At 54.8% G+C, this 22,613-nt stretch carries 24 protein-coding genes; 4 read left to right on the forward strand and 20 right to left on the reverse strand.

Annotated features, from left to right (window positions below):
* Nucleotides 1–191: 191 nt before the first annotated feature.
* The 19 genes from PCPL58_RS13830 to PCPL58_RS13915 all read right to left on the reverse strand — a co-directional run bounded on the left by PCPL58_RS13830 (nucleotide 192) and on the right by PCPL58_RS13915 (nucleotide 19,031).
* A complete protein-coding gene (locus PCPL58_RS13830) occupies nucleotides 192–806 on the reverse strand; it encodes a pyridoxine/pyridoxamine 5'-phosphate oxidase (protein WP_232002934.1) in 615 nt (204 codons plus the stop codon).
* Nucleotides 803–1,606, reverse strand: a complete 804-nt coding sequence (gene istB / locus PCPL58_RS13835) for an IS21-like element ISPsy20 family helper ATPase IstB (RefSeq protein WP_031598096.1) — start codon at nucleotides 1,604–1,606, stop codon at nucleotides 803–805. The genes PCPL58_RS13830 and istB overlap by 4 nt, the downstream gene beginning before the upstream one ends.
* Nucleotides 1,599–3,098, reverse strand: coding sequence for an IS21-like element ISPsy20 family transposase (gene istA, locus PCPL58_RS13840; RefSeq protein WP_104685638.1), 1,500 nt, complete (start codon nucleotides 3,096–3,098; stop codon nucleotides 1,599–1,601). The genes istB and istA overlap by 8 nt, the downstream gene beginning before the upstream one ends.
* 84 nt (nucleotides 3,099–3,182) lie before the next feature.
* The gene (locus PCPL58_RS30890) at nucleotides 3,183–3,497 is read right to left on the reverse strand and encodes a hypothetical protein (protein ID WP_065349658.1); all 315 of its coding nucleotides are present in this window, start codon (nucleotides 3,495–3,497) and stop codon (nucleotides 3,183–3,185) included.
* Entirely contained in the window at nucleotides 3,494–4,786 is a 1,293-nt protein-coding gene (locus tag PCPL58_RS13850; protein ID WP_065349659.1) for an aminotransferase class III-fold pyridoxal phosphate-dependent enzyme, read from the reverse strand. The genes PCPL58_RS30890 and PCPL58_RS13850 overlap by 4 nt, the downstream gene beginning before the upstream one ends.
* A 36-nt stretch (nucleotides 4,787–4,822) precedes the next feature.
* A complete protein-coding gene (locus tag PCPL58_RS13855) occupies nucleotides 4,823–7,054 on the reverse strand; it encodes an FAD/NAD(P)-binding protein (RefSeq protein WP_065349660.1) in 2,232 nt (743 codons plus the stop codon).
* Between the two features lie 118 nt (nucleotides 7,055–7,172).
* Nucleotides 7,173–7,898, reverse strand: coding sequence for an isocitrate lyase/phosphoenolpyruvate mutase family protein (locus PCPL58_RS13860; protein ID WP_232002935.1), 726 nt, complete (start codon nucleotides 7,896–7,898; stop codon nucleotides 7,173–7,175).
* Between the two features lie 8 nt (nucleotides 7,899–7,906).
* A complete protein-coding gene (locus PCPL58_RS32330) occupies nucleotides 7,907–8,032 on the reverse strand; it encodes a hypothetical protein (RefSeq protein ID WP_269454000.1) in 126 nt (41 codons plus the stop codon).
* A 35-nt stretch (nucleotides 8,033–8,067) separates the two neighbouring features.
* Nucleotides 8,068–9,045 carry an NAD(P)-dependent oxidoreductase gene (locus PCPL58_RS13865; RefSeq protein WP_065349661.1) on the reverse strand — a complete coding sequence of 326 codons (978 nt, stop codon included), beginning with the start codon at nucleotides 9,043–9,045 and terminating at the stop codon, nucleotides 8,068–8,070.
* Entirely contained in the window at nucleotides 9,035–10,102 is a 1,068-nt protein-coding gene (gene argC, locus PCPL58_RS13870; RefSeq protein ID WP_065349662.1) for an N-acetyl-gamma-glutamyl-phosphate reductase, read from the reverse strand. Before argC ends, PCPL58_RS13865 begins: the two co-directional genes overlap by 11 nt.
* On the reverse strand, nucleotides 10,099–11,106 hold the full coding sequence (locus PCPL58_RS13875) for a zinc-dependent alcohol dehydrogenase (RefSeq protein ID WP_065349663.1): 1,008 nt from the start codon (nucleotides 11,104–11,106) through the stop codon (nucleotides 10,099–10,101). The genes argC and PCPL58_RS13875 overlap by 4 nt, the downstream gene beginning before the upstream one ends.
* A gap of 2 nt (nucleotides 11,107–11,108) precedes the next feature.
* Entirely contained in the window at nucleotides 11,109–12,248 is a 1,140-nt protein-coding gene (locus PCPL58_RS13880) for an iron-containing alcohol dehydrogenase family protein (RefSeq protein ID WP_083188390.1), read from the reverse strand.
* Nucleotides 12,249–13,086: 838 nt separating this feature from the next.
* Nucleotides 13,087–13,536, reverse strand: a complete 450-nt coding sequence (locus PCPL58_RS13885) for a helix-turn-helix domain-containing protein (RefSeq protein ID WP_065349665.1) — start codon at nucleotides 13,534–13,536, stop codon at nucleotides 13,087–13,089.
* A 284-nt stretch (nucleotides 13,537–13,820) separates the two neighbouring features.
* On the reverse strand, nucleotides 13,821–14,444 hold the full coding sequence (locus PCPL58_RS13890; protein ID WP_065349666.1) for a PqiC family protein: 624 nt from the start codon (nucleotides 14,442–14,444) through the stop codon (nucleotides 13,821–13,823).
* The gene (locus tag PCPL58_RS13895) at nucleotides 14,444–16,120 is read right to left on the reverse strand and encodes a PqiB family protein (protein ID WP_065351050.1); all 1,677 of its coding nucleotides are present in this window, start codon (nucleotides 16,118–16,120) and stop codon (nucleotides 14,444–14,446) included. The genes PCPL58_RS13890 and PCPL58_RS13895 overlap by 1 nt, the downstream gene beginning before the upstream one ends.
* Nucleotides 16,113–16,727, reverse strand: a complete 615-nt coding sequence (locus PCPL58_RS13900; protein ID WP_003364588.1) for a paraquat-inducible protein A — start codon at nucleotides 16,725–16,727, stop codon at nucleotides 16,113–16,115. The genes PCPL58_RS13895 and PCPL58_RS13900 overlap by 8 nt, the downstream gene beginning before the upstream one ends.
* Nucleotides 16,724–17,353, reverse strand: coding sequence for a paraquat-inducible protein A (locus tag PCPL58_RS13905; RefSeq protein ID WP_044309352.1), 630 nt, complete (start codon nucleotides 17,351–17,353; stop codon nucleotides 16,724–16,726). Before PCPL58_RS13905 ends, PCPL58_RS13900 begins: the two co-directional genes overlap by 4 nt.
* 266 nt (nucleotides 17,354–17,619) lie before the next feature.
* The gene (locus PCPL58_RS13910) at nucleotides 17,620–17,919 is read right to left on the reverse strand and encodes a protealysin inhibitor emfourin (protein WP_003364583.1); all 300 of its coding nucleotides are present in this window, start codon (nucleotides 17,917–17,919) and stop codon (nucleotides 17,620–17,622) included.
* Nucleotides 17,920–17,960: 41 nt separating this feature from the next.
* Nucleotides 17,961–19,031, reverse strand: a complete 1,071-nt coding sequence (locus PCPL58_RS13915; protein WP_065349667.1) for a M4 family metallopeptidase — start codon at nucleotides 19,029–19,031, stop codon at nucleotides 17,961–17,963.
* 267 nt (nucleotides 19,032–19,298) lie between these two features.
* Between PCPL58_RS13915 and PCPL58_RS13920 the strand changes: the two genes are divergently transcribed.
* Nucleotides 19,299–19,640, forward strand: a complete 342-nt coding sequence (locus PCPL58_RS13920) for a hypothetical protein (protein WP_003364578.1) — start codon at nucleotides 19,299–19,301, stop codon at nucleotides 19,638–19,640.
* Between the two features lie 91 nt (nucleotides 19,641–19,731).
* On the opposite strand, the gene PCPL58_RS13925 is transcribed toward PCPL58_RS13920, so the two are convergent.
* Complete coding sequence (locus tag PCPL58_RS13925; protein WP_003364576.1) at nucleotides 19,732–20,049, reverse strand: ElaB/YgaM/YqjD family protein; 318 nt, start codon at nucleotides 20,047–20,049, stop codon at nucleotides 19,732–19,734.
* 153 nt (nucleotides 20,050–20,202) lie between these two features.
* Between PCPL58_RS13925 and PCPL58_RS13930 the strand changes: the two genes are divergently transcribed.
* The 3 genes from PCPL58_RS13930 to PCPL58_RS13940 all read left to right on the forward strand — a co-directional run bounded on the left by PCPL58_RS13930 (nucleotide 20,203) and on the right by PCPL58_RS13940 (nucleotide 22,608).
* The gene (locus tag PCPL58_RS13930; RefSeq protein ID WP_003315380.1) at nucleotides 20,203–20,457 is read left to right on the forward strand and encodes a hypothetical protein; all 255 of its coding nucleotides are present in this window, start codon (nucleotides 20,203–20,205) and stop codon (nucleotides 20,455–20,457) included.
* Between the two features lie 116 nt (nucleotides 20,458–20,573).
* Complete coding sequence (locus PCPL58_RS13935; RefSeq protein ID WP_065349668.1) at nucleotides 20,574–21,935, forward strand: MATE family efflux transporter; 1,362 nt, start codon at nucleotides 20,574–20,576, stop codon at nucleotides 21,933–21,935.
* A gap of 22 nt (nucleotides 21,936–21,957) precedes the next feature.
* Nucleotides 21,958–22,608, forward strand: a complete 651-nt coding sequence (locus PCPL58_RS13940) for a TetR/AcrR family transcriptional regulator (protein WP_004413838.1) — start codon at nucleotides 21,958–21,960, stop codon at nucleotides 22,606–22,608.
* Nucleotides 22,609–22,613 lie beyond the last annotated feature (5 nt).

Raw genomic sequence — 22,613 nt, forward strand, 5'->3', positions numbered from 1 at the left:
GTGATTGGCTTGCCATTGCTATTCGTTCTGTCCTGGATTTCAGGGTTTATTGGGGCGGGTAGGGGGCAAGCCACGGGTGCTTCCATTCAATGTCTGCCGCTCGTGTGGCTCTGCTGTAGTTGTATCTGCAGCCACCGGTGACTCTGATCTGGGGCGCCATGGTGTTCGACGCCGCACCTGTCCATGGACTTTCATGGCTGCAGCAGTTTTTTCTCCCAGCCCTGTGGGGTCTCGGTATAGCATTCGCGCAGGTGCAGTCGACTCTCCCTGAACGTAAGAAATTCTATCGTCACAGGGCGCACTATAAATGCTCCCCAGTTTTCGGGTTTGTGTATGGGGTTATCCCCGACTGCTTTTTTCATGTTCTGGAATTTTTCCAACATCTCTTGCTCTGACGAAAGCGGCTGGCTCTGCTGGCAGCTGATGGTCGTCAGCTGTGCACTTCTGGAGCGCGACTGCCAATACACCTCGGCTTTTTCCTTGGCGACCGGACTGGATATCCCTTTGACCCTGACCTGGTAACCTGGACGCTCCCACCAGAACGTCAGTGCCACCTTCGGATTGTGCTGAAGTTCATTGCCTTTTTGCGAGTCGAGAAAAGTACAGAAAACAAAGCCTTCTTCGTCGACTGACTTCAAGTCTGTTGGCGCTGATTGAAAACTGACCCACCCTGCCGATTGAAAATTGACCCAGGACGGATTGCTGATTTTTGCCCCAGCAATTGTGGATAAGCTTAGCAGCAGTGTTCCGATTGAAGACGCATCAAGCCCCACCGCATGCAGCAGGGCATTTATGGTGCGGATCAAAATGGCTCATCGTCCTCGATATCATTTCCGTCCTTTCGCTTTCGTTCGCGTGTTTTGATCTTTGTCTGGGCAGCCAATGTGCTGTGTTGTAGGCGGTAGGACTCGTTGCCCGTTTCGACGATGTGGCAGTGGTGTGTCAGCCGATCCAGCAACGCGGTGGTCATCTTGGCGTCGCCAAACACACTCGACCATTCCGAGAAGCTCAGGTTGGTGGTGATGACCACGCTGGTGTGTTCGTACAGTTTGGACAGCAGGTGAAATAACAGGGCGCCACCGCTTTGGCTGAAGGGCAAATATCCGAGTTCATCCAGTATCACCAGGTCTGTGCGCAGCAGTGCCTGGGCGATTCGCCCTGCCTTGCCATCGTACTTCTCACGCTCCAGCAGATTCACCAGATCCACCGTGGAAAAGAAGCGCACGCGTTTGTTGTAGGCCGTGATTCCGGATACAGCCAAGGCACTGGCCAGGTGTGTTTTCCCGGTGCCAGGGCCGCCGATGAACACGACATTCTGCGCGGTTTCAGTGAACGCCAAGCTGGATAGATCGCTGACCAGCCGGGCATCAGCGCTGGAAGCGCTGAAGTCAAAGCCAGCTAAGTCACGGTGCATGGGGAGTTTTGCCATGTTCATCTGATGATTCACCGAGCGCACCGCGCGATCCGCATGTTCCTGCTGAAGCAGATGTTCCAGCAGCCATTTCGATGAAGCCGTCGACGCTGTTCCTTGAGAGACCAGTTCTTCCCAAGCACTGGCCATGCCGTGCAGGCGCAGTTCTTTGAGTTCAGTCATTAGGTCACGCATTGCGATTCTCCTCATCGGTCGTACGGAGCCGGTCGTAGCGTGCTGTATTGGCAACCGGCGCCACTTTGAGTTGCAGGCTGGTTTCTACACAGGGAGGTGGTGCGGTGGAGGTCAGGCGGGCAACGACATTGAGGATGTGATCGGCGCTCAGACTTCCCGATTCAAGTACCAGCTCCACCGCCACCAGCACTGGTTCGAGACCGGCGATGGGCACAGCAGCCAGTACCTGCATCATGATTCGATCACCGTTGGTGTGACGCCTCAGTCCGCGTTTAAGAAGCTGTAACGGTTTTGGCAGATCAGCAAATGGAGCGCCATTGCGCAGTGCACCAGGCTTGCGTTCGATGAGTGGGATGTAGTGCTGCCAGTCAAAACCGATCTGATCTCGATCAAAGAGGCGCTCGTGACTGGCGATCACCGTTTCGTCGGCAATGACCACGATTCGCGAAGGGTACAAACGGCTGCTGACCCATTGATCCACACGCTCGCAAGGCACCGAATAACGATTGCGCGCCACGCTGATCAGGCAGGTGCTAGAGACACGGACGGTGCGTTCCACGTAGCCATCAAAGGCCGTCGGCATCGGCATCATTTCAGCCTGCTCCAGCTCCAGGGCTTCTGCCACCGTCAAACCGTTGTACTGCGGATGTACAAGTTCAGCCCAGAGCGTACGACAGCGTTGGCCGAGCCAGACGTTCAGCTCCTCGAAGGTATGGAACATGCAATTTTGAGCATCGAGCCAGATTCGCCTCCGGCTGTCTTGCACGTTCTTTTCGACGATGCCTTTCTCCCAGCCAGAGGCCACGTTGCAGAAGTCCGGATCGAACAGATAGTGCGCGCACATCACGGAAAACCGGGCATTGACCGTGCGGCCTTTGCCTTTGTTAACCTTGTCGACAGCCGTTTTCATGTTGTCGTAGATGCCGCGACGTGGCACGCCACCCAACGCTCCAAACGAACGTGTATGGGCATCAAACAGCATCTCGTGGCCTTGACTGGGGTACGCAACCAACCAGAACGCGCGACTTGCGCACAGCTTCATATGGGAGACCTGGATACGTCGAAACAGGCCACCGATCAGCAGGCCTTCTTCGCTCCAGTCAAACTGAAAGGCCTCACCGAGGGCAAAAGTCAGCGGTACAAAAGCGCGTACAGACTTGCCTTGCTCGCACCGCCAAGAGCGGACAAACGCCGTGAGCTGGCTGTAACCGCCGTCATAACCCTCGGCCTTGATCTGCTCAAAAAGTGCCTTGGCGCTCCTACGGTTGTGTTTTGGCCGGAACGAATCAGCCTTGAGCGCCTGCTCTAAGGTCTCGTGAAAAGGGTTGAGCTTATTGAAGGATGCGCACCGTTGGTACGCCGGTTGATTGGCTTCGGGCGCTCTGACCCATTTTCGGATGGTGTTTCTCGACAGCCCGGTACGCTTGGCTATCTGATGCAGCGAGAGCTTGTCGCGGAAGTACATCCGCCGGATTTTTCCCAACATTTCCATGCTGATCACCCTGTGTTCTCCTGCTCAAAAAGTGAGCAGAAGCAGTTGAACACCTGGGTCAGTTTTCAGTCGGCAGAACAGCCTCTACTGGGTCAGTTTTCGGTCAGCGGCAACACCTGGTGCCATGCGGCGTGCATATTCGAGTGATTTCTGGCCTACGTAATCGTCCAGATAATCCACTGGCCGGCCCAGTCTCCGGGCCAATAGCGTTGCGAGCCACGGTGTCTGCTGCGCTGTCCCTTTTTTGAAGTCCCCCTGGTGATTCAGAATGATGATCCGCCGTTCATTCGAGAGCAGCGGTATCAGCGAGGAAACATCTTCATCAATCCTGGGGTGCTCGTGCACCCCCGGGTTGATATTGATGCCAGCACTGTAGAGGAGAGTAGGTTGAGTACTCATAGGGCGTGGTCGAACACTTTTCTGAATCGGTCAACCAATTCATCAATTTCGCCTTCGGTAATGATGAACGGCGGAGTAAACAGGAACGTCAGTGCCTGCCCATCCTTTCCCGATGAACGACAGGCATACAGATTGATTCCATGTTCATGGCCACAATGGATGAATTTCTGCGCCAGACTTCTGTTCAGGGTGGTCTCCACCGCCCAAAGAAGCCCTTGGCCACGAATGTCGGCAATGCAGGGAAGATTGCTCAGCCGTTCTACAAGTGTTCCCCTGAGGTAACGACCTTTGTGTCTGATCGCCTGCAATCCTACCTCGTGCTCGACCGTGTTCAGCACGGACATTGCGATGCCCGTGGATAACGGATTTCCAGAGTAGGTATGCCCAATGAAGTGGGGCGGATTGTGGCTGGCAAGTTGTTTCCCAATGCTCCGCGAAACCAGCAAACCTGATATTGGCGTAAACCCTGCACCCAGTCCCTTGCCGACGATAGTGATATCAGCCTCCGTGTCCCAGGTTTTCATATTGAACCACTCACCGGTGCGTCCGAGCCCCGTGACGATCTCAGCGGCAATCAGAAGGATATCGCGCTCCACAAGGCCGGCTTTCAGTTCGCGCATGTAGCGTTCATGAGGAACCAGCGCGCCGCCGGAAGAAGCAGTAATCGGTTCTATGAAGATGCAGGCAATGCGATCAGCGCCGAAGCGATCAATAATGTCCAGTGATTCGGTTACGCATTCCAGCTGGCAGTTCTGCGGCGCTTTGCCCATGGGGCAGTGAAGGCAATAACAGGGAGGAAGTTTTACTTCACTGATACTCGGGTCAATGGCGCTGCCGAGCAGATTGACCTTTCGCGCTCTGTCATCACCGTACTCCAGTGACTGGATGGTATTGCCGTGATTAGTAATACGCCGACCCAGCGCCACATTTTTTTGGTCTTTCCCTTGATAGCGATAGTGGTCCAAAGCAATACGATAAGCGGCTTCGGATGCTTCGGAGCCACCGTTTAGAAAGAAGGCGTAACCTTTGTTATCGTCTGATAACTCGACCAGGCGAGCTGCCAGCTGTTCGGCCTCATCACTGCGAAAGTGTAGCCGATAGGCAAAATGAAGGCGTTCGACCTGACGTTGCATCGCGTTGATAATAGTAGGATGACAATGCCCCAGGTTGACAGTCATTGGACCCGAAGAGGCGTCGATGTAGCCTTTGCCTTGTTCATCAAAAAGCCAGACGCCCTGCCCGGAGATGACCTTGGGCACATCAGCCTTATATTGGGAGAAGGGATACATGTACATATTCAGTCTCGCACTAAAAAAAGTTAAAAATTAGCGGTCCGTGGAGAGGCGAATACCAAGGCGTTCGGTCTTTCTGATCGCCTTGGTCAGCCCGCAGGGCAAAGTCAGCGACGGTTTTTTATTCGTCGACTCGCTGATCGCAAGATCCAGCAACTCTCGGTTGACTGCATTCAGGCACGACAGAATGTCATTGGCGACGTGGTGATTGACATTGGGTCTGATAGAGCCATTTTGAAAAAACATGATGCCTTCGGACGGCTGGCCCACGCAAAAAACCCGTTCCTTCTTGCCGTGCGAATTAATAAACTGAAACTCCCGGGTGATATTGAATCCCGACAAGGCTACCTCAACGCCGTGGCAATCCTTGTGAACCCAATAGGACGCAATCCCTTGCTCTACCAGATTGGCGAAAAGAGGGTTTTTAGCTTTCTTGATATCAAAATTATGTAGTTTGGCGTCAATCATGACATCGAGCGTGGTGAACGCTCCCGGGTCGCTCAGGCTATGAAGCCACACCACGTCATTATCAATTTGAATATTGGCCTTGGCGTAGGTGACGTCGATAATGTCTGCCGTAATGAGCGCTTCGATTTTCTCCATCAGTTCAATGCAGCTGCCATTGGCCGCCCGGTTATGGACGGCATAAAAATCTTTCAACATTCGATTGTAAGAGGTGGGTGTGATACCGCCGAAATCCACGGCGTATACCACCGTCTGACGCAAGTCGCGAAATACATCGTCGCAGGCACCCTTGTAAGGATTATCGAGGTTGCCTTGCTCGGACTGCAGTCGGTCCCATTTCATGAAACTGAGCAGCCTTTCACGCCACGGTGTCGACGTCGGGAAATCCATATGCGTTATGGGATCGACGATAAAGTCCCAATTGAACAGGTGTGCCTCGGGTGCGCTGCTGTGCCCCCAGGGGCTTGGACGGGCCAGTGCCTGTTGTGCGGCCTCGAAGGTAGACAGTTCGGAACTGGGCTGCTTGCCGTACAGCACCTCAATATATCTATTCACCAGCGTTTCGATCGGAATACCTTCGATCGTTGATGCAATACCCTCGTGCAGAAAACGACTGACTTTAAAGACGGCTTCATGGGCAATGCTTTCTACTGCTCGGGTAAGCCAGGCAATCGCTGTTTCTTTTTGCCTGTTATGCTGATTGTGTCCGGCAATGAAGGCATCGACCAAGGGAACGCTTTTCTCCACCATGGCGCGCAACAATTCCGGTCCGAACAATATTCGGTAGTAACACAGCTGGAGTTCCAGCATGAGCACAGGAAACACGTGCACATCGAAATCCAGTTGATGGCGATGATTGTCCCGGGAGCTTTCGGTATGCGCTGGAGATCCCAGCCGATCACGCAGTGCATCCACCAGCGCACGCGTATAGAAATAGCCCGTATGTTCGTATTTAGCGAGGTCTACTTCCTTGAGATTATGCGGCCTGCTGTAGGTGAAGTAGCCCGAACGGCTGAGTGCAAATAGGCGTTTGGGCTCATTGCCCGATGGACGATAACGTAATTGCCCGTCTTCTCTGTAAAACGTGCCGCCCTTGTTTTCGGTGTAGTAAAGAAGGGTATCGATTGCGGTAAGGCCCATGCCAATAACGCCGATACGTTTGCTTTTCCATTCCGGAACGTCGAACAGAGGATAGGCAAAATTATGATACTCAATATGTTTCTTGAGGACCGGTGCGAGCGTAAAGTTATCGTGGGATTCCTGGTGCCCTGTGGCAAGCATTACCAGATCGAAAGCGTCTGGTATCGTGTTTTTTTCAGTCACCACCTGATAACGCCTCTCGCCGGTCTTGGTGACGCTCACTACATTCTCGGTAAGAAGCTTGACCTCTACGCCGGCATCCTGCAGGTCAGAAACCAGCTCGCGGAAAATCTCACACAACGATTCGCCATATAGCTCACGCGTCGGGAATTCGTCCGCTGATTTTTTGTAACGCTGATCATGTGTTTCTCTGTATTTTCTCTGCAGCCAGTCGCTGAAGGTAATCCGCGGGCAGGCAGGCAGCAGCGTGTGTTCGGTATTGGTACCGTCCGGAGCGAATGACAGTTGGCCCACAATACGATTCAACATGCTGGTTTTGGCTTGATTCGGTGAGTGTGCCCACCCCGAACCAAAGTTTCCATACTTGTCGAACAGCGAGATGCTGACCGGTTGATCGTTACGATTCTTGAGCAGGCTGTAAATTCCATTCAGAAAATACATACCATTGGGCCCACCACCGATAATAGCGATATTAATCATCTGGAACTCCAATAGGCGTGTCCTGTGCGACAGCCGGGTAGAGAGGCGTTATACAACGTTGTACTGTTATAACAACAACGCAAGGGTGGATAAACTGAAAGGACTGTTTGATCCGCACTCAGCGCGTGGTTTTGTTGTAAAGACTTTCCAGCTCGTCCATGTACCGTTCGTTGGTCAGTGAGAACAGCTCCTCAAGCGACGACACCGTATTTTCTATATTGACCAAGGATTTTTCCTGATAAATCTTCTGCGCCGTTTCCTTCATGCTACGTATGGAGCTGCGTATGAGGTGGTTTGCCCAGATCAGGTTGTTGACGCCGTGACGAACGAACTCGCTGTAATCCGTTCGGTAGTATTTGGTGGGTACCGCAAAAATGGGAGATTTGCCTGCCCAACGCGTCGCGAACTCAAAGACCTCATGCGCCTCTTTTTTCTTGGAGTGGATGAGTATCGCATCGGCGCCGGCTTCTCTATAGGCGTGTGCTCGCTCAAGCGCTTCCTCCATCGACTTTCCGGAGATGAGCGCTTCCACGCGCGCGACGACTGTGAATGCGCTTCCCCCTGTATCTTTGGCTGCTTTTATCTTGTTACTGAACTCGTGTATGGGGGCGAGGTCTTGATGTTCACCAATAAAGGAGTTGGTTTTCGGAAAAAGCTTGTCTTCAATACACACGGCGTGGACACCAATCTGTTTAAGCTTCTTCACGAAACGAATCACATTGATGTAGTTACCGAACCCGGAGTCGCCGTCCACCAAAATGGGAATATCAACGTTATCTGACATTTGCTCCAGCACATTCAATACTTGCGACCAGGACGCCTCGTTACGGTCAGAAAGCCCCATGGAGGCGCTCATTGATAACCCGATGCCCAGATGGCTTCGAAACCGGTTTGCTCGACAATTTTGGCACTGAGCCCATTATGGGCTTCCATGAACTGGGTTTTTTCGTTAGCCAGTAATTTCGCTTGAATACTCATGATCGACATCCTTTTTAACAGTGGTTGTTGTGCTCTTAAATATGGCCGACCGCATAGGTCGCGAGATCGGCGCTCGGTGGGTAATGAGTCAGCTTTTTCTCTTCCAGATAATCGATGATCAGTTCCGCTATCTTTTTCTGCGATTCGTGAGTCATGGCGCCGATATGAGGTGTTCCGACGAAGTTATCGAGCGTGAACAGGGGGGAAGGCTGACGCTCGTTTACAAACACGTCACTGGCGGCGGCATAGAGTTGTCGGCTCGCCAAGGTGTGGTAAAGGTCCTCTTCGCAGACAACGCCTCCGCGCGCCACATTGATCAGAATGGAAGAGCTTTTGAGGCGCGGCAGGTTATGGCGGGCAATCAGATTTTTGGTCTGCTCTCCGTAAGGACAGCAAACAACAACGATGTCACTGGCCGAGAGAAGCGTATCAAGCTCTTCATGCAGGAAAATGGAGTGAAGCTGCAGTGCCGAAGCGCGCTCTTGCGAATAATACTGCGCCTTGCAGTGCACGCTCATTCCATAGCCTTTGGCAATGCTTGCAATGTGTTGACCAATGCTGCCAAAGCCCACCAGGCCCAGTGTCTTGTCCGATAATTCAAATCCCTGAAAAGCTTTCTTGTTCCAAAGGTTTTTCTCTATCTCCACGCTTGCTCTTTTTATATGACGGTAAAGACAATGCATGAGCCCGAAGCTCAACTCGGCCACCGACCTTGCGTTGGTACTGGGTGTGTTATAAAAGTCGATGCCTCTCTGCTGAACAGCATCAAGATCGATATTATCGGTGCCTGTACCAGCACGAACGATCGTTGATAACCGTTTACCATGCTCCAGCAGTTCGCGGTCCACCTGAGCACCACTGCGAAGCACCAAAAGGTCAACATCTTCGATGCATTCAAGCAGCTCCTTTCTGCTAATAGGGGATTTGACAGTCACGTTATGATGGCTGTTCAGATACGCCTTCAAGTGGCTGTGAATAGGGTCGACAATGAGTACGTCAAGTTTAGAGGCCATAGCTGCTCAATCCTGTTGTTTGATCAAAGCCCATCATGATGTTCATGTTTTGAATGGCGGTCCCCGCAGCCCCTTTCACCAGGTTATCAATGACACTGACAATTCGGAGTTCTCGGGTTTCAGGAACAATGTCCACTGACAGGTGGCAGGCGTTAGAGCCTATAACCTTTGACAGCTGCGGGTAGAGGCCGTAATTTTTTTCAATGCCTTTTGATTGCTGGTGTTGACCGGTGACGAAGATAAAAGGGTTGTCTTGATAATAGGTGTGCAGATAATCCAGAATTTTCTGGCGGTCCAATGAGATACCGGGTGCCAGTTTCATCGCCTGAACCATGAATATGCCGCGGGTGAAATTACCGTGCGACGTGACCATGGAAACCTCAGCATCCACACCGGTGGTCGCATGAATGATATTCTTGATCTCGGCGGTATGACGATGCCCATTGAGTGAATACGCCAACATGTTGGCAAACATGTTGTAATGTAAAAGCTCTTTCATTCCGCTATTGCCGGCGCCTGATGTGCCATTGACGGCGCTGATGAAAATGCTTCGCGTATCGACCATATTGGCTTTGATCAAGGGCACGAGACCGCAGAGCGCAGCATTGACATAGCAGCCAGGGTTGGCGACATAGCGACTGTCGCTTATCCGGTCTTTATATTCTTCCACATACCCGTAGGTAAACTGCGATTGCAAAGCAGGTGCACCATGAGGTTTGCCGTAGATCGTTTCAAACTGTCGTGGCGCCGAAAACCGAAAATCTGCACCCAGGTCGATGATTCGCGTCCTGGTTTTGCTCAATTGCAAGGCCACGTCATGCGCCGCGCCGGACGGTAAGGAAATGAAGGCACAATCAGCCTCTACGTCGTTCAATTGATTTAACTGCAGCGTTTTTTTATTGATGCCGGTCAGGTTAGGGTGTATGGACTCCAGCGAAATATCAGGCTCGCGGGAGACTGCATGGATATCGTCTACTTGTGGATGCATGTCGAGCAGGCGAATGATTTCAGCACCCGTCCAGCCAGTGGCTCCAATGACGACGGCTTTAAGTGTCATGAGATGACTCCTGGTGACGCAACGATGGTTTTTCCGATGGTGTCTGTACGCAGCATGAAATCCTTTAGCTGCGCGAAAGAGATATGTTCAACCACCACCTTGCTTAGCAACGACGCCGCCTGCTGTGAGTGTTTGATCATTTCAACGGCGCTGTTCAGATCATCAAGGGTGCTAAGAAATGATCCTGCCAGCCTGATCTCCTTGCGGACAATCGTATTCATCTCCAACTGACTGGGGGTGTCGAAGTAGGAAATTAGCACTAACGTTCCGCCGATGTTCAAGCGTGATAACGCCTGGTCGAAATCCAGGGCACTGCCGCCCGCAACGATAATCAGGTCTACGCTATTCTGCGGAATATCTCCGAACTGCGCTGCGTTGAGAAAACCCAACGACTTGGCAAACGCCCCGCGAGACGGATGGGTCTCAAGCAATGTCACGTTCGAAACGTCATGTACTTCTCGGCAAACAATAGCGCTGAGCAGCCCCATGGCACCGGCACCGATGACCAGAACGTTATCAGATGCCTGAACACTCACCTTTTGCAGGGCATGTAACACGATGCTCAGCGGTTCGGCGAGCACGAAGTCATGTGCCGCTGCGTTCTCAGGGACTGCAACCAGTGAGCTTTCATGCACGTCCATATGCCGACTAAATGCACCACTACTGCCTGCGGTGTTATAGGTGATCTTCTCAATGCAATGATTGGTCAATCGCTTTTGACAGTAATCGCAGCGTCCGCATGAACCGTAGGACAGCGCAGTGACCAGTTCGCCACACTGAAAACGAGAGTTCTCACTGTTTTGAACCACCTTGCCAACCAACTCGTGTCCCAAAATCGCAGGGTATTTTTTATACGGATGAGTGCCTTGCAAGACCATGTAATCAGAGCCACAAATAGTCGCAACGTTAACTTCCAGGCGCAGAAAGTCACACGGCACGGGTTCCGATAACTCGGGCGCATAGTGCTGCTTGCCCTTTCCTGTACATATCAGAGAATAATGCATGATTAATGTCCTGTGATCTGTTGCAGAAGTCGTGTTGTCATTGCGCTGCCCAGTTGATGGACCAGTGGATCGTTCGCAGTATTCCCCGTTATTCGGGATGCCACGCTCGCCGCCGATAGGGAAGTTTCTTTTAACGTATCCTGTAACTGGTCCAGTCGCAGGTCACGCAAGAGGTGGTTGACATAATCACTAAGCGAGTCGAACTGGTTAACCGACTGCGGCAGGCGCTGAGCAACGTTATGCGCGTCCAGGAGCGCCACCCATTTGGGATAGAACGCGGCGAGACCTGCGCCATGAGACAGCGTGTAGAGGGGGGCAAAAGCCTGCTCGAAGCGATGAGGCAGGCACGTTCCGACATGGGCTACACAGAGCCCGCCCAGTAATGCCCCATAGGCAATGTCATGGTAAAACTCATTATCAAAGTGATGTGCGGCATAACGGGCAACGCTTCTGTTGATCGTGATCAGCGCTTCATGAGCGATGCTCTCCATCAACCGGTTGCGCTTGACTGCCTGAGTGGCTTCGAAGGCATGGGTAAAACTGTCAAACACTGTTTCTCTCAGAACGTTATCAGGCAACGTCTTGCCCAGCTCAGGGTCGATCAGTGCTTCGTCCGGAAAGAGGGCATCGCCGCGCACGCCATCTTTGATACCACGTTCAACGTCATGAATGATGGCGCCTTTGGTGACTTCCGAGCCTGTGCCGAATGTCGTAGGAATGGCAATATGAAAAAGTCGGCCAGTAACCTTTTCAAAGGTACTGCCCACGACGGTGGTGATATCGACGTGTTCGTCCAGACAAATAGCGACGACCTTGGCAAAGTCGAGAACATTGCCCCCGCCGAGAGAAACGATTGCGTCGTAGTTATCCTGCTTCAGGAACGCTTTGACTGTCTGAAGCTCTTCAGTCGATGCTTTGAATGAGCGATCCAGTACATAAGGTATCAGCTCGGGTTCACCTGTTTGATTGAGTAACTCGTTGATGACGGGCACGCGCTGGTGGCTGCCTTGGGTCATGATAAGCAAGGCTTTCTTTTTGTCAGCCGATGCGAGTCGCTGCCGAACCGTGCACAAAGCATTGGCCTGGAATATGATTCTTGTCGGTAAATAAAAATTTAAAAAGTGACTGGCGTTAGTGCTCATGGGAACTCCATTTCAACGTAGCGAATGCCGCAGGCCGGTCGCTACTTTGCTAACTCGGATTCGATGCCTTGAAAGGCGAATCACAATAACCGTGTCGAATAGGCTGCTAGGTGTTTCAGCAAGAAAGTTGGCGGTTGTTCATTAATCAGGTTGAAAAAAAATTAGACGATACGGACTTCACCTGCAACCCCTAGTGTCATGAAAAATTAACATTGAAGGTGTAAGGTGTTGTTTTCAAAAAAAAATATTTTGCTTTTTTTTTAGAGCCTTCAAGTAAGTTAATTTTATTAATTCAAATCACATTCTCATGGTCGTGTACGCTCAGTGCTGCGCTCACTGTTTCAGTTCGCGTGGGTTGTACGACAACTGCCGTGTCGCACGCTCTTATAAAAGGCGCGTATTTTAGTGGTGGGAGGTGTGACGTTGTATTCGTTGTAGATTGACTGTCTTGAATAGGCGGCCGCAATCAAGGTTCATTGTCGTTCGCTTTTCTTGAACAACTAGCGGCTTATTGCTATCAATCAGAATGCGAAACAGTTGACCTGAAGCGGCGGATTCAACGCTCAAATGTTGAACAATGAAGTCATATTGCTTTTAATCTCAAGCGGCATTACAGGCTATATCTGCTCACGTCATCTGATCTTTAGATCAGGATCGCTTGTGCTGTGGGGGGCGTTGCGAGGCTGTCGGTTTTCACCGGTGGGGTATTCAAGATTGTCAGGACGGTTTAGTCAGTGCAGTCGAACGCCTTTGTCATCCGCGTCAGTAAGCTCGCAGTGCAGAGTACAGAATGCAGTGAAACAGGCGGGGTCTGCCTTTCAAAGGGTCGACCAAATGATCATGTAAGACGTGAGGTCTTGTAGATCAAACGCACGGTGGCGAGTGTAATCTCTTCGGCCTCTTTCTTGATGCTTTCCAGTTCAATGTGTTCCTGAAAGTCCGGTTTTGAGCAGGATTCCACCAAGCGGGTGAACAGGTAAAGGTTCTGGGTCACGTCGTGCAGGTTGCCGTGCAAGCGTTCGACAACGCGGTTGAGCGGGGCGCAGCTGGGGCTGTCCGACGTTATGACAGTGGGGACGTTATGCGTAGCGCTGAGGCCGGTGACCACATAGGCCACATCAACGCCGGCATTCGAAATGCTGGACAGATAATCCGCACGGGGAGAGCGGACGCCGTTCTCGTAATTGCCCTGAGCGTTGGTTTCCACGCCACCTATCGCGCCCAGTGCGCTTTGCGAAAGCTTGAGGCGCAAACTTTCCTTTTTCAGCCGCGGTCCGATCCCTGTCATCCGTTTGTCCTCGATAAACTGTGCATCGCTACAGCCAGGGTTAACAAGCGTTTCCGGCATCGACTGATCAGACATCCCGGCAAAGGCGAGAGGTTGCGTGTTCGGTCCGATCAGGTACTAACGTGCCAGACAGGCGGCAGAGTGTACGTAGGAATCAGTCAGGGTGATACATTTTTGTACGGAATTGAACGCTTCTGAGCTGCGACGTCCAGGCGGCTGGCAGAAGGGTTTCAGGCCGAATGCAGCGAAATCGGGAGGCCTTGTGCGCAGGCCTCCCGAGAGGTTTACAGGCAGCGAGAACCAGGCTGTGCGGTCCAGCGCGCTGCCGTGGTAGCGATCTTGTCCGCCAGTTGGGCAACCGCTTTCTGGTGAGCAATGATGAGATTTTCCATGCCTTCACCGGCCTGCTCGCGGATCACGCTGCTGCAGGTCAGGCTCTGCCGTTTGCTGCCCGCCGTGGCACCGGCGTCGCGAAGGCCGAGTGTCCATACCACATCAATGAGTGCGTAGTTGCCGGGCATCGACTCGAAGCGCCTGACGTCCGTACGGATCGACAGCGTTGGCTGATCGCTGTTCTTTGGCAAACCGGCCATGTCGCGGCTGCCGAAACGGCGCTCCAGCTGCGGGGTCAGCGCGTCATGAAACTCGTCGCCCAGCGGTGATCCCCAGCGTTCAGTGTCCAGAATGGCCAGGCTGCCGTTACCCTGACGAACCACCAGCGGCGGCTGGTCGACCTGCACCGGCATGATGACCGGCAGCATCTCGAACTGGAACGGCATGGGGTTGCTGGTGGCAGCGCTCGTCGCGCCCATTGGCGCGATCAGCGTGTAGTAGTGGGTCTGTGTCGATGTGCAGGCACCCAGGCCCAGTGCTGCGGCAAGTACCACCAGTTTTAGGCGCAAGGTCATTATTTTGGCTCCGGATCAATGGCTCGGGACGAGGACGGGGCGTTGAACGAGCGTGGGGCAGCATCGCCCGTGCGGCCGCGAATCAACGACTCAGGATGGCGGCTGAGGAAGTCGGTCAGGACCCGCACCGAGCGCGCGGTACGTTGCACTTCGTCCATGGCCTGGCCCAGTTGCTGACGCGCCGGTGAATCTTCGGCGAACGAGTCGTTGGCAGTGCCCAGGGTTTTCTCGGCCTGCTGCAAGGTGCCACGCATCTGCGGCAACACGCTGCTGTTGACCTGCTTGAGGGTTTTCTGCAACTCGCTGAGGGTGCCGTTGAGGTTGCCGGCCAGTTGGTCGATCGGCAAGTTGCTGAGCTTCTCGACGAATGCCTGCAGTTGCTCCTGCAGCTTGTCGAAGCTGCCCGGCACGGTAGGGATCTCCAGCGGTCGGGCCTTGGCGTTGAACGCGACCTTCGGCGCCTTCGGATCGAACTCCATGGCGATGTACAACTGGCCGGTCAGCAGGTTGCCGTTACGGACCTGGGCACGAAGACCATTGGCCACGAAGGCGCCCAATACCCGGGCAGACTGTTCTTCTTCATCACCCGAGCCGCCGAGTTCCTTGAGCTTGGACTCGGCCGCCCCCAGGCGCTTGGGATAAATCACCGCGCCAACGATGCCGGGGAAGGTCTTGGTGGCCGGATCATAATCCAGGTCGACCGATACCACCTTGCCGATATTGACCCCGAGGAAGTCTACCGCGGCATTGACCGTAAGACCGCGCAGCGATTGATTGAAGCGCATGCGGATGTAGCGTGGCTCGCCATCGGGAGGTGCCATTGCCGTGGTCTGGTCATCGAATATCTTGAATTCTGCGTTCTCGTCCGCCGGCTTCGAGTCCGGGCTCCAGTTGGGCTCGCGAAAGGCGATGCCCCCGGAAATGATCGAGGTCAGGGACTGTGTATTGACCTTGACCCCTGATGCGCCGACGGTGATGTCCACACCGCTGGCGTTCCAGAAGCGTGTGTCAGTGGTGATGTACTGATCGTTCGGTGCGTTGATGAAAATCTGGATATCGACGCCGCGGCCGTCCTTGGACAGATCGTAAGCCACCACCTGACCGACCTGAATGCGTCGGAAGTAGATCGGTGAACCGATGTCCAGCGAGCCCAGATCGTCAGTGTGCAGGGTGAAGCGCTTGCCTTTTTCGCCAAAGGTCACTGGAGGCGGGGTTTCCAGGCCGGTGAAGCTGGTCTTGGTTTCCTCTGCGCTGCCGGCGTCGGCGCCGATGAAAGCACCCGAAAGCAGTGTGTCTACACCCGAAACACCGTGTGCGCCGATGCGTGGGCGCACCACCCAGAACTGGCTGTCGACCCGTGTAAACGGAGTAGCACTGGTGTTCAGCTCGATGTTGGCCAGCACATGCGTGCGGTCTTCACTGAGGCTGATATCCGTGACCATGCCGATGACCACGTTCTTGTATTTGACCTGGGTCTTGTTGGCTTCCAGGCCTTCGGCTGTCAGGAAGCTGACAGTGATTCTGGGGCCGATGTTCATCCAGTCATGGAAGGCCATGGATATGCCAATGATCGCAGCAACGATCGGCACCAGCCAGATCAGCGAGACACGCAGGCGACGACGTTTGACTTCAGGGCGTGGCACTGAAGCAGGCGGGGGGAGGGTACTGTCAGACATCTTCAACCTCTGCGTCCCAGATAAGCCGGGGATCGAAACTCATGGCGGCGAACATCGTCATCACCACTACCAAGCCAAAAAACAGAATACCGAGTCGCGGCTCAATGGTGCTGAGCTCACGAAACTGAACAAGAGACGCTACAAGGGCTACAACCAGCACATCGAGCATCGACCAGTAACCGATCAGTTCGATGAAACGGTACAGACGCGCGCGCTCGCGCATTGCCCAGGTGCTGCGACGCTGGCAGGTGATCAGCAGCATGCCGAGCACCAGAAACTTGATGCACGGCACCAGAACACTGGCGACGAAGATCAGGATGGCGATGTCCCAGGAGCCGCTTTCGAAAAACTCGATGACGCCGCTCATGATCGTGCTTTCGCTGCGGTTGCCCAGCAGGTTGGTGTACATCACCGGCAGTACGTTGGCCGGGATATAGAAAATCAGCGCGGCAATCAGATACGCCCAGGTGCGGCTGATGCTGTTGGGCTTGCGTCTGTGCACCGGCGAATCACAGCGCGGACAGCGCGTAGCGTCCTCCTGGCAGGCATAGCCGCAGGTGTGGCACAGGCAGAGCTTGTGTTCATGGGCGAAGGGAATGCCGTTCATTGCGGCTGCACTCCCAGTTCATCCCACAACCGGCGGATATCCTTGTTGGCGATCAGCAGGATCAGCACCATCAGCATTGCCATGGCCCAAAGGCCGACGCCGGGGTGTACGTCAAGCATCCCGGACAGTTTGATGATCGCCACCAGAATGCCGAGCATGCACACTTCGAGCATGCTCCATGGGCGCAAATGCTCAAGCGCACGCATACAGGTTCTGAAGCCGGGCGCAACGATGCCCTTGTGTGCATGTACCAGCACCCAGAACAGCAGGACGATTTGCAGCAGCGGCGCAAAAATGATCGACAGCCCGGCCACCAGCGCAATGATCGTGATTCGTCCTTGAGCAAGGGCTTCAACCGACTGCCAGAGCGTAACCTCGTTGGACAGGCCCTTCATGTTGATGCTGATGACCGGGAACAGATTGGCGAACAGGAAAAGCATGGCTGCGGCGATGGTCAACGCCAATAGCTGTTCTATGGTCACCCGATGGCCACGACCGAGCAGCGCTTCGCAGCGAAGGCAGAATGCCGCCTCGCCGGGTTGCAGAGGGTGAGCTTCGTAGAGCGAGTCGCAATGCTCGCAGATGATCAGGCCGGAAGAGTGTTCGATAGGATGCACAGTGCTCATCGACGCCATTGATGCAGAGGTAAGGAGGTAAGAACGCGCAGCACGAAAAGATACCTCGTTAATGGCAGTGTGAAGCGTTTTTTTTTGTACGGTCAGCGCTAGCGGGCTGGTACAAATCATTGACCGTCAGGGTGTCGGGTGGTTCACACGTCACTGCGCCATTATTCCATGCGCGGAGAATAGTGGCGAATCCGGTAGCAGCGATGCCCTCCATCTGTCGACGAAAGGACATCGCTGCTTCCAGAGTCCTTTGGCAAGCGCCTGTCTCAGAGCTTGCCGGGTTTGACGCGCTGCTTGAGAAAGCCGAGCAACTGGCGGGCGGATGCAGGCACGTTGTGTTCGTCGAACGTCAGGCAGATTGCCCTGGCGTCATCCTCGATGGTGATTTCGTACTGATTCAGGTCCCGCGCTTCGTCATTGAAAGCACTGCTGGACTGGTTCAGGCCGCTGTCGCTCACCAGCCGCTGCAACTGCTCGGCTTCGGGCTGCTCAAGGGTCGCTGTATCGACTTCACAGCGTTTGACTGCACCTGCAAAACCGCCGGATTGCACTAGACAGACCTTCATTTCAAGCACCTTTTTGATGGTTATGCCTTGGCTGACCTTGGCTATACCTTGACGCCGACCTCTTTCCAGGCCGCTTGTACGGCTTTTTTGGCTTTGGGGCCGAAGCGCGGGTCGGAGGCGATTTTTATGCTGGCCTTGGCACAATCGATAAATTGACTGTCCGACGCCAGCTTCAGCATCGTTTCATACCAGATTCTGCCCGCCACTTCCCAGGCATTTCCGCCCAGCGCCTTGGCCACCAGTACGAATGCCCGGTTGGGAATGCCCGAGTTGATGTGTACACCGCCGCGATCCTTGGCTCCGGTGTACAGGTCGGCCATTGTCGCGGGTTGCGGATCATCACCCAGATCCGGATCGTTGGAATACGCCGTGCCGGGTTTTTCCATATCGCGAATGCCTCGTCGCGTCGGGGCAGGCACCAGTAGCTCCTTGCCCACCACCCAGTCCGACTCGGCGGCGCTGGTGCCTTGTTTCCACTGGCGCACCAGCATGCCAAATACGTCGGCAAAGTGCTCGTTCAAGGCCCCGGATTGCCCGCGGTAGTCCAGGTTCGAGGTGAAACTCTGCACGCCGTGGGTCAGCTCATGACCGATCACTTCAAGGCTGCCGGTAAAGCGCTTGAAGACCAGGTCATCTCCATCGCCGTAAGCCATCTGGCTGCCATTCCAATAGGCATTGCTCAGCGGTACATGATCACCGTTGAAATCCACCTCGGCGACGTGCACCGTCGAGACCAGCGACATGCCACTGTCGTCCAGTGAGTTGCGTTCGAACAGTTGCGCATAGAAGTCATAGACGTCACCTGAGCCATCGTAGGCTTCATCCGTCGCCTTGTCGCCCGTGGCTGCCTGGCCTTCCTTGCGAACCACGGCGCCGGGGAGATTGTCAGTGCCCTTGGCATCATGAATCACGCGGTGCTTTCGTCCGTCAGGCGATTTGATCGCGTGCATGGAGGGCATGGTTCGGGCGGTCAGGCGGGAGGCGAGGAACGCCGAACTGCTCGTCAGGTTGGCAATGGCCCGGGCGCTGACCAGGGTCTTGGGGGACTGCGCCATACGCTCGAGCATGTAAGGCGGAATGAAGCAATGCAGGGGATTTCGGTCGTCGCACATGATGAACTCCTGTACTAATGCACCGATGGCGGCAAGCCACCGATCAACATGGTCGCACTCGTGTGACACCTCCCGTGGCGTTTATATGCAACGAAATATCCGATTACATGATCAGTGGTTACCGCCAAACCTGACTGAAGTGGCAATAGCCCCGTATTGCGGGTACTTCAAGTCATTCCAGGGCCCATGCGACACCTCGACACAGGCGATCAACGGGCCGCGCGGCAATGTTAGACTCGCGCCACTTCAGACGAGGAGCAGACCTACGTGCGCAAGACGGTAATGATGATAGCGGTACTGGCTCTGGCCGGATGCGATGGAGGCGGGCCCGCCAGGGATAAAGTCCAGGGGGCGGCAGCGACCGCTCCGGTCTCTACGCCACAGTGGTTCATTCAGATGAACTCGCGGGAGGCGGTCAGCGATTCCAGCGCCTGGTTACTCGAGCGCAGTTATGCCCCGATCATCGTGGACGTGGACGGCAAACAGCAGGTATTGATAGGGCCTTATGAAAGCCAGGCCAAGGCCGAGGAGGAGCGCGTGGCGTTACAGGCTAAGGTGACCAAGTCGCACCGTTTTGCCGAGCCTTCGGTGGTACAGCACACCCGATAGGGCGTTCGCCGGGTTTAGATCTGCTTCATCACACTTCAGTGCATCGGCATCGCGGGTCAGCAACTGGCCCGCGATGCCGTTCATCAGTCGATCAACGACGACCCAGCAGCAGGCCAACTACCAGGCCAAAGCCCGCAGAAATAGCCACGGTCTGCCATGGGTGACCACCGATGTAGGTTTCGGTTGCTTCGACAACTGGCTTGGTGCGCTCGCGGACGCTGGCCATCGAGTCCAGTGCCTGCTTGAGTTTGACACTCAACTGCGCGCGCAATGTCTCTGCTTCTTCACCCACCAGAGCAGCACTTTCCTTGAGCAGTTTGTCGGATTCTTCGATCAGTGCCTGCAGGTCACTGAATGCCTGATCCTTGATTTGATCGGCAGCTTGTTGAGCAGGGGTCTTACGAGCCATGGGTGTATTCCTTTCAAGTGGTGGCAACAGTGTTCAATGGAGTCTCGCGTATCCTTAAAAGTTGCAATTGCTTGAATGACCCGACGCAAGACTCTGCAAGCAATGCCCCTTACGGGTGTAAGATGCAGCCGTTTTTAGCCGTAGGTGACTGTGATGAGTTTCAATCTGGCCAATCGGCCGCTCCCTGAGCGTACCGCTCTCGAAGACGAAAAATCCCGTCTGTTCGAACTGTGGCAGAGCAATCTGGGCAAGGCCAAGGGCGAGGCGGCGCGCTTGATGGGCGAGCGCGCCAAGCGCAAGGGCAAGTGGTCTGAATGGGTTCGGTCCGAGCTGGACACCATGAGTCCGCCGGAATACGCCAACATGGTTCGCAGTGAAGTGAATCGTCTGATGGCGGCGAGCAGGTAGCAGCACAACCCGACAGCGCCCGACAATCCGCGCCGATCATTCTTCACGCTTCAGCGTGAGGGTGTCCTGGTAAGGGGTCTTGCCTTCCTGATCCGTCAGGCCTTTTGAGAACATTGATGGCCCAAGCCAGTGCAAGATTTACCCAAGGCAGCGTAGCGCGTCATATCGTCGTCACCGCCAGTGCCAGCGCCTTGAGCCTGTTCGCCGTCTTTCTGGTCGACATTCTCACGCTGGTCTACGTATCGATGCTGCATGACCCCGTGCTTCTGGCGGCTGTCGGCATTGCCAAGGTCCTGATGTTTTTCAACGGCGCGCTGGCAACCGGCCTGATTATCGCAGGGGCCTCGGTGCTTGCCGCACGCATCGGCCATCGGGCAGCCAGATCGATACCCAGGCTCACCGCCAGCCTGATGCTCATGGTGATCATGGTCAGCGGTCTGGCCGCCGCCGCGCAATTGACGTTTATCGTGCCGATCATGCGATGGCTGGGTGCCGAGTCGGCCACTTACGAGGCAGCGCGCAGTTTTATCTGGCTGACTTTGCCTTTTACCGCGTTGCAGGCGGTGATGCAGATGTCGGCGCAAATGCTCAGAACCATTGGTGACAACCGTAGGGCCATGGGCGTCGTGTTGTCCGCTGCCGCCACACTGGCAGTGGCGGACCCGTTTTTCATCTTTGGGCTCGGCCTGGGGCTCGACGGTGCTGGTATCGCGTTTGCCGTGTCTGCAGCAGTTTCCGCGTCCATCGGTCTGTATTGGGTGCGCAGCCGAATAGGCATGGTGTTCACGCGTCATCTGAAACTGTTGCGCCTGCACGCGCGGCATACCTTCAGGCTGGCGCTCCCGGCGATGGCGGCAAATCTGGCGACGCCAGTCGGTTTGGCTTATCTTGTCGCCTCGCTTTCGGCATTCGGCACCTCGGCTCTGGCCGCGATGACCGTGCTGGATCGAGTCATACAGTTTTCGTACTGCGCTTTTTTTGCCTTGCCTGGCGCGCTGGCTCCGGTGCTGGGTCAGAACATTGGTGCGGGCCGCGATGATCGCGTGCGTTCCGCGGTCACTTTTACCCGGCGACTGGTGGTCTGCTACGGGCTGGCCGTGTGGATGGTGCTGGTGCTTTGTGGAGGCATGATCGCCGACCTCTACCAACTGGGGGACGAAGCCCGCGCCGTGTTCATGGCCTTTTGTTTGTGGGGCGGCGGTCTCTGGGTTCTGATTGGTCTGGATTTTGTCGCCATCGCGGTATTCATCACCATGAACAGGTCGTGGTGGGTCGCGGTGTTTGCCTGGCTCAGGGCAACGGCGGGTACAGTGCCGTTCGTCTTCGCCGGGACCCACTGGTTCGGCAGCAGCGGCGCCTTGCCCGGCATGTTTACCGGCAATGCGCTCATCGCGCTGATCTCCATCACCACGGCGTCGCTGACGGCGAAACGGTTTTTTACCAGCAGGGCCCCGGTCATGAGCATCGGGGCACATTGAATCAAGGCGTTATCAGGTTTTTATGGTCATCGAAGAATCAGGGAATGAATCCGCAGAAACGGCTCCACCCAAGCGTCGCCGCGCACCCAAGGGAGACATGCGCCGAAAGGCCTTGCTGGACGCCGCTACTGTTGTTTTTGCCAGAGACGGCTATTCGAGTGCGTCGATGCGCGAGGTTGCACTGCTTGCCGGTATCACCACGGTCGGATTGCTTCACCATTTCCCCAACAAGGAAGCATTACTCGCGGCCTTGCTGGAGCGCAGGGACCAGCGGGTTACGTCGCGCTTTCAGGATCTGGTCACCGAGCCGACGCTCGAAGGGTTTCTGAAGTTTCTCAAGCTGAGCATGAGTTTCAGCATCGAGAATGCCGAGGAGTGTCAGGCAGCGTTGCTGATGAATACCGAGAGCCTGTCGAAGGCGCACCCGGCCTGGGCATGGCACCTTGAACGATTCCAACTGACCCACGAACACGCACGCGGGCATTTGCAGGGGTTGATAGAGGCGGGGGAAGTGCGCAGCGATATCAATGTCAAAGCCTTGGCCCAGGAGATCTTCTCGGTCATGGACGGCTTGCAGATTCAGTGGCTGCGAAGCCCTCAGGACGTGGATGTCATGGCGGTTTTCGATATCTACGTGCAGCGATTGGGAAGGGATATCAAGGCTCATCCATGAGCCTT

The sequence above is a fragment of the Pseudomonas cerasi genome (assembly GCF_900074915.1).
Classification (GTDB): Bacteria; Pseudomonadota; Gammaproteobacteria; order Pseudomonadales; family Pseudomonadaceae; genus Aquipseudomonas; species Aquipseudomonas cerasi.

Excerpts from the sequence above, each read along its gene's own strand:
- istB (WP_031598096.1), bottom strand. The coding sequence starts at position 1,606 with ATGCGTGACCTAATGACTGAACTCAAAGAACTGCGCCTGCACGGCATG.
- istA (WP_104685638.1), bottom strand. The coding sequence starts at position 3,098 with ATGGAAATGTTGGGAAAAATCCGGCGGATGTACTTCCGCGACAAGCTC.
- PCPL58_RS30890 (WP_065349658.1), bottom strand. The coding sequence starts at position 3,497 with ATGAGTACTCAACCTACTCTCCTCTACAGTGCTGGCATCAATATCAAC.
- PCPL58_RS13850 (WP_065349659.1), bottom strand. The coding sequence starts at position 4,786 with ATGTATCCCTTCTCCCAATATAAGGCTGATGTGCCCAAGGTCATCTCC.
- PCPL58_RS13855 (WP_065349660.1), bottom strand. The coding sequence starts at position 7,054 with ATGATTAATATCGCTATTATCGGTGGTGGGCCCAATGGTATGTATTTT.
- PCPL58_RS13860 (WP_232002935.1), bottom strand. The coding sequence starts at position 7,898 with ATGGGGCTTTCTGACCGTAACGAGGCGTCCTGGTCGCAAGTATTGAAT.
- PCPL58_RS32330 (WP_269454000.1), bottom strand. The coding sequence starts at position 8,032 with ATGAGTATTCAAGCGAAATTACTGGCTAACGAAAAAACCCAGTTCATG.
- PCPL58_RS13865 (WP_065349661.1), bottom strand. The coding sequence starts at position 9,045 with ATGGCCTCTAAACTTGACGTACTCATTGTCGACCCTATTCACAGCCAC.
- argC (WP_065349662.1), bottom strand. The coding sequence starts at position 10,102 with ATGACACTTAAAGCCGTCGTCATTGGAGCCACTGGCTGGACGGGTGCT.
- PCPL58_RS13875 (WP_065349663.1), bottom strand. The coding sequence starts at position 11,106 with ATGCATTATTCTCTGATATGTACAGGAAAGGGCAAGCAGCACTATGCG.
- PCPL58_RS13880 (WP_083188390.1), bottom strand. The coding sequence starts at position 12,248 with ATGAGCACTAACGCCAGTCACTTTTTAAATTTTTATTTACCGACAAGA.
- PCPL58_RS13885 (WP_065349665.1), bottom strand. The coding sequence starts at position 13,536 with ATGACAGGGATCGGACCGCGGCTGAAAAAGGAAAGTTTGCGCCTCAAG.
- PCPL58_RS13890 (WP_065349666.1), bottom strand. The coding sequence starts at position 14,444 with ATGACCTTGCGCCTAAAACTGGTGGTACTTGCCGCAGCACTGGGCCTG.
- PCPL58_RS13895 (WP_065351050.1), bottom strand. The coding sequence starts at position 16,120 with ATGTCTGACAGTACCCTCCCCCCGCCTGCTTCAGTGCCACGCCCTGAA.
- PCPL58_RS13900 (WP_003364588.1), bottom strand. The coding sequence starts at position 16,727 with ATGAACGGCATTCCCTTCGCCCATGAACACAAGCTCTGCCTGTGCCAC.
- PCPL58_RS13905 (WP_044309352.1), bottom strand. The coding sequence starts at position 17,353 with ATGAGCACTGTGCATCCTATCGAACACTCTTCCGGCCTGATCATCTGC.
- PCPL58_RS13910 (WP_003364583.1), bottom strand. The coding sequence starts at position 17,919 with ATGAAGGTCTGTCTAGTGCAATCCGGCGGTTTTGCAGGTGCAGTCAAA.
- PCPL58_RS13915 (WP_065349667.1), bottom strand. The coding sequence starts at position 19,031 with ATGTGCGACGACCGAAATCCCCTGCATTGCTTCATTCCGCCTTACATG.
- PCPL58_RS13925 (WP_003364576.1), bottom strand. The coding sequence starts at position 20,049 with ATGGCTCGTAAGACCCCTGCTCAACAAGCTGCCGATCAAATCAAGGAT.
- PCPL58_RS13930 (WP_003315380.1), top strand. The coding sequence starts at position 20,203 with ATGAGTTTCAATCTGGCCAATCGGCCGCTCCCTGAGCGTACCGCTCTC.
- PCPL58_RS13935 (WP_065349668.1), top strand. The coding sequence starts at position 20,574 with ATGGCCCAAGCCAGTGCAAGATTTACCCAAGGCAGCGTAGCGCGTCAT.
- PCPL58_RS13940 (WP_004413838.1), top strand. The coding sequence starts at position 21,958 with ATGGTCATCGAAGAATCAGGGAATGAATCCGCAGAAACGGCTCCACCC.